Origin of the sequence: Flavobacterium sp., from assembly GCF_039595935.1 — a bacterium.
In the GTDB taxonomy this organism is placed as follows: Bacteria; Bacteroidota; Bacteroidia; order Flavobacteriales; family Flavobacteriaceae; genus Flavobacterium.
Genome location: NZ_JBCNKR010000006.1, coordinates 1679063 through 1691094, shown reverse-complemented (window position 1 = coordinate 1691094; position 12032 = coordinate 1679063). Strand labels below are relative to the sequence as shown.

11 protein-coding genes and 1 pseudogene are annotated in these 12032 nt (G+C 31.9%); 4 read left to right on the top strand and 8 right to left on the bottom strand.

Going from position 1 to position 12032, the window contains the following annotated elements; genetic code table 11:
- Positions 1–18: 18 nt before the first annotated feature.
- The gene (locus ABDW27_RS17095; RefSeq protein WP_343696995.1) at positions 19–1998 is read right to left on the bottom strand and encodes a putative porin; all 1980 of its coding nucleotides are present in this window, start codon (positions 1996–1998) and stop codon (positions 19–21) included.
- Positions 1999–2169: 171 nt separating this feature from the next.
- On the opposite strand from ABDW27_RS17095, the gene ABDW27_RS17090 reads away from it, so the two are divergent.
- Positions 2170–2838 carry a ribonuclease HII gene (locus ABDW27_RS17090; RefSeq protein WP_343696994.1) on the top strand — a complete coding sequence of 223 codons (669 nt, stop codon included), beginning with the start codon at positions 2170–2172 and terminating at the stop codon, positions 2836–2838.
- Positions 2839–2898: 60 nt separating this feature from the next.
- Here the strand turns inward: ABDW27_RS17090 and ABDW27_RS17085 are convergent, their stop codons facing one another.
- The 5 genes from ABDW27_RS17085 to ABDW27_RS17065 form a co-directional block, all read right to left on the bottom strand.
- On the bottom strand, positions 2899–3753 hold the full coding sequence (locus ABDW27_RS17085) for a nuclear transport factor 2 family protein (protein ID WP_343696993.1): 855 nt from the start codon (positions 3751–3753) through the stop codon (positions 2899–2901).
- A 171-nt stretch (positions 3754–3924) separates the two neighbouring features.
- The gene (locus tag ABDW27_RS17080) at positions 3925–4524 is read right to left on the bottom strand and encodes an NAD(P)H-dependent oxidoreductase (RefSeq protein ID WP_343696992.1); all 600 of its coding nucleotides are present in this window, start codon (positions 4522–4524) and stop codon (positions 3925–3927) included.
- 79 nt (positions 4525–4603) lie between these two features.
- The gene (locus ABDW27_RS17075) at positions 4604–5422 is read right to left on the bottom strand and encodes an AraC family transcriptional regulator (RefSeq protein WP_343696991.1); all 819 of its coding nucleotides are present in this window, start codon (positions 5420–5422) and stop codon (positions 4604–4606) included.
- Positions 5423–5444: 22 nt separating this feature from the next.
- Positions 5445–6146 carry a lipoyl(octanoyl) transferase LipB gene (gene lipB, locus ABDW27_RS17070; RefSeq protein ID WP_343696990.1) on the bottom strand — a complete coding sequence of 234 codons (702 nt, stop codon included), beginning with the start codon at positions 6144–6146 and terminating at the stop codon, positions 5445–5447.
- Between the two features lie 5 nt (positions 6147–6151).
- The gene (locus tag ABDW27_RS17065) at positions 6152–6907 is read right to left on the bottom strand and encodes a hypothetical protein (RefSeq protein WP_343696989.1); all 756 of its coding nucleotides are present in this window, start codon (positions 6905–6907) and stop codon (positions 6152–6154) included.
- A 330-nt stretch (positions 6908–7237) separates the two neighbouring features.
- Between ABDW27_RS17065 and lysS the strand changes: the two genes are divergently transcribed.
- Positions 7238–8941, top strand: coding sequence for a lysine--tRNA ligase (gene lysS / locus ABDW27_RS17060; RefSeq protein WP_343696988.1), 1704 nt, complete (start codon positions 7238–7240; stop codon positions 8939–8941).
- A 148-nt stretch (positions 8942–9089) separates the two neighbouring features.
- A complete protein-coding gene (locus tag ABDW27_RS17055; RefSeq protein WP_343696987.1) occupies positions 9090–9572 on the top strand; it encodes a hypothetical protein in 483 nt (160 codons plus the stop codon).
- A gap of 5 nt (positions 9573–9577) precedes the next feature.
- Here ABDW27_RS17055 and ABDW27_RS17050 read toward each other — a convergent pair whose 3' ends face one another.
- Together ABDW27_RS17050 and ABDW27_RS17045 are read right to left on the bottom strand one after the other, a co-directional pair.
- A complete protein-coding gene (locus tag ABDW27_RS17050; protein ID WP_343696986.1) occupies positions 9578–10174 on the bottom strand; it encodes a hypothetical protein in 597 nt (198 codons plus the stop codon).
- 114 nt (positions 10175–10288) lie between these two features.
- Positions 10289–11304, bottom strand: a pseudogene (locus ABDW27_RS17045) (2-hydroxyacid dehydrogenase).
- 183 nt (positions 11305–11487) lie between these two features.
- On the opposite strand from ABDW27_RS17045, the gene ABDW27_RS17040 reads away from it, so the two are divergent.
- Entirely contained in the window at positions 11488–11928 is a 441-nt protein-coding gene (locus ABDW27_RS17040) for a hypothetical protein (protein WP_343696985.1), read from the top strand.
- Positions 11929–12032 lie beyond the last annotated feature (104 nt).

Sequence of the window (12032 nt, the reverse complement as noted above, 5' to 3'; positions counted from 1 at the left end):
AAGAGGGCACACCTAATTTTATTTGAAGAAATTCCAAACTAAACCAAATCTGATTACAAAATCACGATACGGATTATTAGGCGTTGAATAATAATTACTACTTGAAAATATAGCATTTAAATGTTCTGCTTTTAAGTAAAAACGTGTCTGGCGGATTCTTGCATTAATGAAAACATCAAAAGTGGCATAATTTCCAATTTCTTTGTCTGACTGAACAAAAAATTCTCCAATAACCGGGTTATAATCATTACCGTAATATTTGGTAAAATAATTAAACACGATTCCTCCCTGAGCATATAAAGCTTTCTTAAAGAAGTAATTTGAATAGTAAAATGTATTTCTGGTTACAAAATCAGGTACATTTAAAATTAATTCTGACTGATCTACTTTTTGGTACAATAAGGTATTATCTAAAGCAAATTTCCCGAACTTAAATTCTTTGTTTGCTTTTATTTCAAGATAGTTAATTACGTTTCCGTATTGAAAAGGTCTTACAAGCTGTACTCTGTTTTCTTTTTGTTCAGCCGTTGCATCATCAGCAAAATACAAATGATCTTTTAAAGTTGTGTACTGAGCTTCTGCATTAAGCCACGGTGTTGAAATACTTGCGCTTAAAGAATTAATTTTTTCATTCTTAAAGTCATTAGACCAGTTATAATCTACATAACTGCTTTGGTACAAATTATAATTGTTATTTGGCAGTTTATTAATGTTACGATATCTAAAATCAAACTGAATTTTTTCATTTAAGTTATAACGCAATTTTGCATCCAAATTAGAAAGCGACTGATTTGTAATGGATCTTGAATACAAAAATCGCCCATTCCATTTGTTTTTTTGGTACTCATATTGTGCACCAAAATTATTAAACTGCAAAAACAAGTTATCAGGAATAGTCGTTTTATCTGCAAAAACAATAATCTTATCATACTTGTAATTAGATCTGTAATCGTCTACAAAGAAATTAAATTTCCCTAAAAGCGAATTTTCGTAAGCCACACCCACTTTGTTGTAAAGTCTTTCATAACGTGTCTGGTCATTTATTCCGCTTGTAACATACGAATCTCCAAAACGCTGTACAGGTTCTTCTATACCATCTACAGAAGAAAGTACGGTTGGCTGATTGTATTCGAAAAATTTGTATTCATAATTAAACTGATGGTTTATATATAAATTATTATTTCCGTTTTCAGGATTTATTCTAAAAGCATGGTCAAAAAACAAACGTCTTCCTTTTAAAATAGATTTAGCATCTGTTAAATAAACCTGCAGACGCTGACGGTTTTTAAAATCAGGATCATCACTTTCAAAATCTTCCGTAGTTGTGATTCCGCCATTTTCTTCGTTCGAATTATCCTGAGATGTAAAATGGGCGTTTATGGCATATCTTCTGCTAGTCGTAGCATAACTTGTAGTAAATCTGAAATTTCCTGAACTTACTAATTGATTTATATAATCTCCCTCTGAACGTAAACCTTTATACGCGATAGAAAAATTAAAATTCTTAGAAAGATTTATGGTAATAAACGAATCAAGATTTTGACCTTTATTAATAGTTGTATTAAAAAACAGTTCTGTAAAAGGAGTCGCTGCTGAATAATATCTAATTTCGTCTGCCTGAATATAATTAAAATGCATACCTGTAAAACCAATTTCCGGATACGGTGAAAAACTAGTTAAACTATATTGCAGCGTATTCATTGGCAGTCCAATATTAGAAAACTCCAAAAGTCCGAAAAGATCTTTTCGAAGATGGTTTTGTTTGTAGGCACTTTTTATTGTAAGCGAAGTATCTGCATAAATAGTATCATGCTCTAATGTAATAATCTTATACTGATCGATAGTAGCAATCTTGTCTTTCTTTTTTTTAACCGTATCTGTTATGCTTGAATATTGTGTATTCATATCTAAATTATTTTTAGAAGCGGGTTTTGGTTTTTCCTGAGAAAACAATAATACTGGTACAACTAATAGATATAGAAAAATGAATATTCTCATTTGATGGCTTTATATGTAATTATTTCGACAAAATTTGCTAAGCAAAGGTAAATGATAAATATGTATAAATAAAAAAACACTTTAATTTATATAATTGCCTTGGCTGACAGTATGAAAACGAATATTTTTGTGGAAAATTTTATGATATTTGTCTTTTAAAATTTCAAAAAAATGCTTGCAAAAAATTTTTCAGGATTTGTTTTAGAAACCGGAACCGATGAGGCCGGGCGCGGCTGTCTTGCAGGACCTGTAACTGCAGCAGCGATAATTCTGCCTGCAGATTTTGAGCATGAAATTTTAAACGACAGTAAACAGCTTTCTGAAAAAACACGCGCATTTTTAAAACCAATTATTGAAAAACACGCCGTGTGTTTTGCTGTAACGCATTTATTTCCTGATGAAATTGACGAAATAAATATTCTAAATGCATCGATGAAAGGAATGCAGGAATGTATTTTAAAATTAAAACATGTTCCTGAATATATTATTGTGGATGGAAACCGCTCGCTAAATGCAAAACTGGGATTGAAAAACGTTTTTGGGAAACAATTTACTCAAGAAGAAATCACATTATTAAAATCAATTCCGAACCAAAGCATTATTAAAGGCGATGCCAAATATTTGAGTATTGCTGCAGCTTCGATATTAGCAAAAACATATCGAGATGAATATATGGATAAAATCCATGAAGAATTCCCGATGTACAACTGGAAACAAAATAAAGGTTACCCAACAAAAGAACATCGCGAAGCCATTAAAAAATATGGCCCGACAAAATACCACAGAATGAGTTTTAGACTTTTACCAGAACAATTGGAGCTCAATTTCTTTGAAGAATAAAAAAGACTTATCAAAACTGATAAGTCTTTTTTATTTAAAATTTTCTGTTAATCAGGAAACTTATTTTCTTGCTTTTAAGAATTCAGCAAATTGTTTGGTATCAAAATAAAATGGTCTTACCGCGGTAATTTTCCCATTCTTTAAATCAAAATGTTCTGAAATAGGCATAGAAAGTGTTTTTCCAGATTTTTTTGATTTACATTTTATTGTAAAATAAATAATCACTTCATTTTTAGTCGCATCACTAAAATAAGTTGGTTCTTTTTCAATTTCTAAATCAAAATATTCTGTTGATTTGGCAAACATTTTTGTCCATTCATTAAAACCTGTATATATTCCGCCGTAAGGTAAACCTTCAGCCTGACTGTAAACAGCACCGTCTTCTATTAAAGTGGCCATTTTTATAAAGTCTCTGTTTTTAAACAAACACTCATAATATTGTGCCACAACTTTAAAATTAGCGGTTTCCAGATTTTGCAAAACTTCAGCATCCGACAAGGTAACATCTGAATTCCAAAAACCAATAATTTTACTCACCTGGCCTTTTCCATTTAATCTGGCAAAATCGCGTCCGCCCATTATGAGTTCATTTTTTTTAGAATCCATAATTTTCCACTCCCAGGTTACATAATTATCTTTTGTGATTTTTGAACCAGAGGTTAAAACTGCATCAGGAAATTTTTTATAAAATTCGGTTATAACATTATTGAGTGCAGTCTGGCCTTTTATCGATGCCGAAGGATCTTCAAAAGTACTATCGTCAAGCCAGACTGATTTTATTAATTTTAATCGGACATCACTGTTTTTCTCCTGCCAAACTTTTTCATAAACCGCAATCGGATTTAATTTTTCTTTCTTTTGAGCAAAAAGACCGTTAAGCATAAAAAGGAAGCATACAAAGTAGATTTTTCTCATAAGTCGTTAGATTATATTCAGTTAGAATTTTATTTTAGGTATAAAACCAAATTTACCATAAAAACATCATAAAAACCACAATCTAGCTTTAATTAACTATCAATTCAAAATCTCAAGACTTCCTTTATCATTTTTAGATTTTCTTCAATAATTCTGTTCTAAAATAAATTTCTATCCAAAAACAGTAACTTCATGAGTTACGTTAAACATAGTTCGAAGTTGATTTTCCCAATCTAAAATACTTTCTTTTGAAGCTCTGTCGGCTTTATCAAAGTAAAAATGATGTTTGATTTCAAACCCGCAGTATTTAAAAATTCCGGTATCAGAAGTTAATGCTAAAGCTTTATCCATACCTATAGCTTCATATTCTGCATTCGATTTTCCATGAGAATTTACAATAATAGTTTGCTTTCCTGTCAAAAGCCCTTTTTGAACACCCTGATCATATCGATAAGCAAATCCGTAGCTAAAAACGCGGTCGATATAACCTTTCATAATGGCTGGCATTCCTGTCCACCAAATTGGGTAAATAAAAACAATTCTGTCTGCCCATGAAATAAAATTCTGTTCTGTTTTTACATCATCTGCAACCTGTCCCATTCTTTGTCCGTGCATATCTTCCAAAGATAAAACAGGATTAAAATTGATTTCGTTTAAATCGCGAACCACAATTTGCTGTCCCGATTTTTCTAAAGATTCGACAATTGTGTTTTTAAAAAAATGGTTTAAACTTGCTTCGTTTGGATGTGCGTAAATAATTAAATTTTTCATGTTTTCTATTTTTAAAGATTGAACATGACAAATGTATAGCACCACTTTCGGCAGCAATTGTAAGAAAACGAAATCGGGATTAATCTAAATTGGAACTGCAGATATCGTTTTGGAATTTGAGGAATTTTGTCGGCGAAATATTCATATAATATTTAAAATCATGAATAAGCTGACTTTGATCGTAATATCCGCATTCGTCAACAATAGTTAACCAATCCGTTTTAGATTCGTTTAGAATATTTTTTTGAATTCGATCAACAGCTTTTAAAAATCTTTCGTAACGATTGACTTCTTTAATGGTATAACCAAAAATTTTCTTTTGATTGAGCTGAATATTTCTTTCTGTTTGATTAATCTGCGACGCAATCGCTTTTATCGGATTCAAATTCTGATCCTGAAAATCATTTAAAAGTGTCGTAATTGTATTTTGCTCTCGCAGATAAGGTTTACAGAAATCTAAAATATAATCGACACGTTCTTTTGGATCAGGAATGTTTTGAAGTTCTTCCCATAAAACAGTAAAGCAATTTTCATTAATTAAAGCATCCGGATGAATGGGCATTGAATCAAAAAGTGCGTTTCCGAAGAATCTGTAAAAAGCATCTTCTTTAAAGTTGACCACTAAAATTTCTGAGTCAGGCTCTAAAGTATAATCAAAAGCTTGTTTAATTGGACCTAAAACAATGCATTTTTCAACTTCAAGAAAAGTATTCTGCTGTGATTTTAAAGATGATTTTGTTCCGAAATTAAAAACCAGAATGGTTTGAAAACTCGGCAGTAATGTTTTGGTAATGGGAAACGCTGTTTTATTCTCAGCAAAATAGAAATGCGAAAAAACAGTTTCAAATGCTGAAGGAACCGCAATTCGATAATTGTTATTTTCTTCAGCATTTTTCATACTATACTATTATTTGAGAAACTTAATTAATAAACTGAGCTTCAAACAAATCTGTTAAATGTTTTATGATTTTAGACTTAACTTCTTCTTCGTCAACTTTTTCTACGCCAAGTTCTACATTTAATGAAGTCACCCCTTTTCCGCGAATACCACACGGAATAATATTATCAAAATAGCCTAAATCGACATTTACGTTTAAAGCAAATCCGTGCATCGTAACCCAGCGTGAAGCACGAACGCCCATGGCGCAGATTTTACGTGCAAACGGAGTTCCTACACCTAGCCAGACTCCGGTTTCGCCTTCGCTTCTGCCTGATTCTAAACCATATTCTGCTAAAGTTAAAATCATCGCTTCTTCGAGAAAACGAAGATATTTATGAATATCAGTAAAGAAATTTTCTAAATCTAAAATTGGATATCCTACAATCTGTCCCGGTCCGTGATATGTAATATCGCCGCCGCGGTTAATTTTATAAAAAGTCGCTCCTTTTGCTTCGAGCTGTTTTTCGTTTAATAATAAGTTTTCAAAATCGCCGCTTTTGCCCAAAGTATAAACATGCGGATGCTCAACAAATAGTAAATAATTAGGTGTTGGCAAGTCAAGTTCTTCTCTTCTGTTTTTGATTTTTAAATCAACAATATCCTGAAAAAGTTCTTCCTGATATTCCCAAGTCGATTTATAGTCTCTGTTTCCCAGATCCTGAAGTTGAATTTTTTTATTCATTGTATTTATTTTTCAAACTCAACATCAAAGTTAAGTTTGTCAGGATTCTCCATATAATCCGTGAAAGTGTATTGAATTGTAATTGATTTTCGGTCGTCACTGAATAAAGCATTCGGGTTTGATACCTTTTTTATTTTCTTCGGAAAGTGATATTTAATAACATAGTTTGATGAAGCAAACATCATTTTAGACATATCTGCAGCCGAATCTTTTTTTACTGCTGCCAGTTTCTGCTGGTCGATTGTGGCTTTTCGGGTAAATTTCTTTCCGTCGTATGTATAACTTAGTTTACTGTTGTTATTGCCAAAACCGCTTCCCATCGGATTTGCCGGAGCTGCTCCGCCTTCTAATTTTTGTAGTGTACTTGCCGTTTGTAAAATATCCTGAAGTTCGTTTACATTTTTAAAATCAGTTTCAAAAGTCATTAAAAACTGTTTTTTCTCGGCACTCATCTTAGTATGAACTAAAAAATTTTCAAGTTTTTTAATTTCCTGCTGCGCTTCGGGAGACATTTTTGCAATACTGTCTTTTTTCTCTGCAAATAATTGTTTGAAGGTAAAAGTAGAATCGATATCTTTTTTAGCGTCGGCTCCCATTTGGTTTCCAATCTGGTCTCCGGCCATTTCCATCAAAGCAGAACCGTCCATATCTACAGAAAACTTCCCGCTTCCGTTATCGTTGATATAAATATTTTCGGTGAAAGTACAGCTTGTTAATGTCGCTATTAAAAAAGAAAAACTTAGTAATTTATATAATTTCATCGTAGTATAATTTTTTATCAAATATACGAAGAGTATCCTTAATTGTTTAACTGTTGATTTGTTTAATCGTTTAATCAAAAAATTGATTGCAGATTTTACAGATAAAATGGATTGACGCAGATTATATTTAACACAGACTTTGTCAAATTTTTAATCACTAAAAGAATAAAAATCCGTGTAAACCCATATCATCTGTAAAATCCGCGCGCCGTCAACCCATCATTTTACAGTTTGAAATCCAATAAATTGATGTAACAAAAAATCTAAAAACTGCATTCTAAATTCTGCATTCTTTTCTTTATCTTTGCACACTTAAAAAAATAGCATAAAATGGCATTATCAGAACAAGAAATCATCAGAAGAGAAAAACTTCAAAATTTACGCAATCTGGGAATCAATCCTTATCCGGCTAATCTTTTTCCTGTAAATCATACTTCAAAGCAGATAAAGGAAACTTTTGAGGAAGGTAAGAAGGTTATCGTTGCGGGACGTTTGATGAGTGTTCGTGATCAGGGTAAAGCTTGTTTTGCTGAGTTACAAGATAGCGAAGGACGTATTCAATTATATGTAAATCGCGATGTTTTGTGTGAAGGTGATGATAAAACTTTATACAACCAGGTATTTAAAAAATTAACCGATTTAGGTGATTTTATTGGTATTGAAGGAGAATTGTTTACTACACAGGTTGGAGCAAAATGTATTCGTGTAACTGGTTTTACATTTTTAAGTAAAACGTTGCGTCCGCTTCCTTTACCAAAAGTGGATGAAGAAGGAAATGTACACGACGCTTTTAACGATGCTGAGTTACGTTACAGAATGCGTTATGTAGATTTAACTGTAAATCAACACGTTAAAGAAACTTTCATTAAACGTACTAAATTATTTAGTGCTATGCGCGGGTACTTTAACGATGCCGGATATCTTGAGGTAGAAACTCCGGTTTTACAGCCAATTCCGGGTGGAGCTGCAGCGCGTCCGTTTATCACGCACCATAATTCGCTTGATATTCCGCTTTACATGCGTATTGCAAACGAATTGTATTTAAAAAGATTAATTGTTGGTGGATTTGAAGGTGTTTATGAGTTCTCTAAAAACTTCCGTAACGAAGGTATGGACAGAACGCACAATCCTGAATTTACTGCAATGGAAATATATGTAGCTTACAAAGACTACAATTGGATGATGGAATTTGCAGAAGGGTTACTAGAACATTGTGCAATTGCTGTAAATGGTACAAGCGAAGTTACTTTTGGCGAGCACAAAATCAACTTTAAAGCGCCTTATGCACGCGTTACGATGACAGATTCTATCAAGCATTTTACTGGTTTTGATATTTCCGGAAAAACAGAGCAGGAATTGTTTGAAGCTGCAAGAGGAATGGGAATCGAAGTTGACGAAACAATGGGTAAAGGAAAATTAATTGATGAGATTTTTGGAGCAAAATGCGAAGGAAATTATATTCAGCCAACTTTCATTACAGATTATCCAAAAGAAATGTCTCCGCTTTGTAAAGAGCACCGTGAGAATCCAGACTTAACTGAACGTTTTGAATTAATGGTTTGCGGGAAAGAAATCGCAAATGCTTATTCTGAATTAAATGATCCAATTGATCAAAGAGGACGTTTTGAAGATCAAATGCGTCTTTCTGAAAAAGGTGATGATGAAGCAAACGGAATTATCGACGAAGATTTCTTAAGAGCTCTTGAGTATGGTATGCCACCAACTTCTGGAATGGGAATTGGAATGGATCGTTTGATTATGTATTTAACAAACAATGCTTCTATTCAGGAAGTTTTATTGTTCCCGCAAATGCGTCCGGAGAAAAAACAAGCTCAGGTAGAACTTTCTGATGAAGAAAAATTTATCATCGACTTGCTTACGAAAAATGAAAATAGAATGGATTTAACGCAGCTAAAAATTACAGCCAATTTAAGCGGTAAAAAATGGGATGCGTCTATGAAAAACTTATCTAAACATGGTTTAACTAAAGTTGTTGTTGACGGCGAGTTTAAATTTGTGGAATTGGTGGGGTAATTTTTTAAAAATCCAATTTTTGAAATTCCAAATTCCAAATTTGACTAATAATATTAAAATCTAATAGATTTAAGAGCAAAGAAAGGAATTCTATTAACGAATTCCTTTCTTGTTTCATAAAAAACAATTGTTTCAAAAACTTCGCCGAATGTCTTTTTTGCTTTTTATTACATTTTCAACCTTAGTAATTATCTATCCAATTTACTTTGAATTTGTTCTTGTAAAAAAGATTCCCTTAAAAAGAAAAGAAAAAATTTTTGCATTGTTAAGTAATAAATTTGAGGGGTTAAAAGAAAACAATTTTGGCTTTTTTGAAATTACCTCAAACAATAAAAATATCTTATTAGAATATAAAGCTATTAGACATAAAAATGGCTTTTCAAATATTTTGAAAGTATATCTTGACATCTCAAATATTGAAGATGACATTAAAAATCTATGCAAAATTCATTTTTATTGTACAAAGATTGATAATAAAGATTGGGTAGAAATGTCCGTTAATGTATTTTTTGACTCAATCGACAATTTGGTTAAATATTCAGGTAAAACTATTGATCGAATGATTTCAGAAACAGAAATTTATATTTCTGAAAAAAGGACAGAACGAGATAAAAAACAACTATTTACCTAGAGTTTTTAAAACGAATACTTCTCCAGTTTCTTATCATAAATATCCAAAACTTTTGTACTTTCTTTAGGAACATCACCTTTCCATTTTTCTTCAATAGAAGGATTTGTTGGATATTTTCCGTTTTTCATTTTTATATGATGGAATAAACCTCCGCTTTTCATTATAAGATCATAAAATTTTTCTGTTGAGGAAGTCGTTACATAAATCGGAAAATCGGTTACGGTAAAATGATTAATTACACTTCCATCATTATTTAAAATATAACCCGAACAGCCTCCGCTTCCGCAGAAATAGGAATTGGAGAAACCAACGAAATATTCATTTTTCTGGTCGTTATTCAAATCAAAAGCTTCATAATAAAAATATCGGTCATCTTTCGTCATTGTAGCGAGATCTTTCACTAACAAAACATTCAATTGTTTGCGAATCAATGCAACAGCTTTATCATCTCTTGAGGGCGCATCACTTAAATCTGCAGTTCCTCCAATTGTTTTTGATAGAGTATCCTGAATGATCGTTTTGATAATATTTTTGGATTCGTTTTTACTTTGGCAGGAATACAATGCCAAAATTCCGATTAGAACTAGAATTTTATTTTTCATAATCTGATATTTTAAATCTACATCTCCTTTACAACTAATTAAATTACAAAAAATATTCGACAAGCTAAACCCGACAGGTTTTTAAAACCTGTCGGGTTTGCCATCTAATTCAATTTAAACCAGCAACGCTGCTTTATTTTCGATATCATTATCGGTCAACAATGATTTTATGTTATTAAAAGTTACGCGTGCAATCTGCGTTAAAGCTTCGTTCGTAAAAAACGCCTGATGTGCCGTGACCAGAACATTCGGAAAACTCATTAAACGCTGAATCGCATCGTCCTGAATAATATCTGCAGATAAATCTCTAAAAAACAGTTTTTCTTCCTGTTCGTAAACGTCAATTCCTAAATAACCAATTTTTCCTTCTTTTAAACCTTCAATTACACTCGAAGTTTCAATTAATCCGCCGCGGCTTGTATTGATAATCATTACATTATCTTTCATAAAAGAGATTGAAGTCGTATTGATAACATGTTTGGTTTGATCGTTTAACGGACAATGAAGCGAAATAATATCACTCGATTTAAATATTTCTTCTAAATCAACAAAAGAAACTCCGTCATTTACCATTTCATCATTTGTTACGATATCATAAGCCAAAACTTTACAGCCAAAACCCAGAGCGATTTTTGCGAAAGCTTTTCCAATATTTCCCGTTCCAATAATTCCGATTGTTTTTCCGAATAAATCAAAACCTAATAATCCGTTTAGGGAAAAATTTTGTTCGCGAACTCTGTTATACGCTTTATGCGTTTTTCGATTTAAAGTTAAAATCATTGCCATGGCATGTTCGGCAACAGCCTGGGGTGAATATGCTGGAACACGACAGACTTTTAAATTATATTTTTTAGCAGCCTCTAAATCAACATTATTAAAACCTGCACAACGCAAAGCAATAATTTTTACTTTTTTTCTGCAAGTTGTTTGATAACAGCTTCGCTTACAATATCATTTACAAAAACACAGACAATTTCACATTCTTCAATTAAAGCAACTGTCTGCGGATTTAATTGTGTTTCGAAGAAATCTAATTCAAAACCAAAATCAGAATTGTATTTATTGAAGAAAGCTTTGTCGTAAGGCTGTGTAGAGAAGAAAGCTATTTTGTTTTTTAAAGAAGAATCCATGATAATTTGTTTTGGAATTATTTAATGGTCTTCTAAAAATAAGAAAATATTTTCAATATGTAAAAAAGCGAGAGTTTAAATATCTATAAAGCAAAAAGTTAAATAACATTAATTCAAACAATATAAATTAAACCAAATTAGTTTAATATAGTCTAAACGCTATAACCTTAAAAGAAATAGATCATGAAAAAATTATTAATTGCAGCTATGTTATTTGTTGGAATAGCTAGTTTTGCACAAGATGCTGATCAAAAACCAGCTCGTGAACAAAGAGAAAAATTAACTCCGGAACAACGTAACGAAAAACAGTTACAAAAATTAACGACAGAATTAAGTTTAGACGCTAATCAGCAGGCACAGGTAAAACAATTATTAGCAGAAAGAAGTGCCAAAGCCGAAAAATTCAGAGAAGCAAGAGAAGCTAAAAAAGAAAGCGATACAAAACCAACTGCTGCTGAAAGAGAAGCTTTTAAAAATGAACTAAAAGCCGAAAAAGAAGCAAACGATGCCAAAATGAAAGCTATTTTAAATGCCGATCAATATGCAAAATGGCATTCGATTCAGGAAAAAAACAAAGATAAAGCGAGAGAAAAAATAAGAGAGTACAGAAAAGAAAACAATTAAATAAGTTGATAAAAAGAGGCCTTTGAGCCTCTTTTTATTTTTATATTTTCATTAATAATTTCTGTTAAATAAAAGATAAATCTGACAATTCAATTAAACTTAAA

What these genes read in the sequence shown, in the direction of transcription:
- ABDW27_RS17095 (WP_343696995.1), bottom strand. Translation starts at nt 1,998, where the DNA reads ATGAGAATATTCATTTTTCTATATCTATTAGTTGTACCAGTATTATTG.
- ABDW27_RS17090 (WP_343696994.1), top strand. Translation starts at nt 2,170, where the DNA reads ATGCTTGCAAAAAATTTTTCAGGATTTGTTTTAGAAACCGGAACCGAT.
- ABDW27_RS17085 (WP_343696993.1), bottom strand. Translation starts at nt 3,753, where the DNA reads ATGAGAAAAATCTACTTTGTATGCTTCCTTTTTATGCTTAACGGTCTT.
- ABDW27_RS17080 (WP_343696992.1), bottom strand. Translation starts at nt 4,524, where the DNA reads ATGAAAAATTTAATTATTTACGCACATCCAAACGAAGCAAGTTTAAAC.
- ABDW27_RS17075 (WP_343696991.1), bottom strand. Translation starts at nt 5,422, where the DNA reads ATGAAAAATGCTGAAGAAAATAACAATTATCGAATTGCGGTTCCTTCA.
- lipB (WP_343696990.1), bottom strand. Translation starts at nt 6,146, where the DNA reads ATGAATAAAAAAATTCAACTTCAGGATCTGGGAAACAGAGACTATAAA.
- ABDW27_RS17065 (WP_343696989.1), bottom strand. Translation starts at nt 6,907, where the DNA reads ATGAAATTATATAAATTACTAAGTTTTTCTTTTTTAATAGCGACATTA.
- lysS (WP_343696988.1), top strand. Translation starts at nt 7,238, where the DNA reads ATGGCATTATCAGAACAAGAAATCATCAGAAGAGAAAAACTTCAAAAT.
- ABDW27_RS17055 (WP_343696987.1), top strand. Translation starts at nt 9,090, where the DNA reads ATGTCTTTTTTGCTTTTTATTACATTTTCAACCTTAGTAATTATCTAT.
- ABDW27_RS17050 (WP_343696986.1), bottom strand. Translation starts at nt 10,174, where the DNA reads ATGAAAAATAAAATTCTAGTTCTAATCGGAATTTTGGCATTGTATTCC.
- ABDW27_RS17040 (WP_343696985.1), top strand. Translation starts at nt 11,488, where the DNA reads ATGAAAAAATTATTAATTGCAGCTATGTTATTTGTTGGAATAGCTAGT.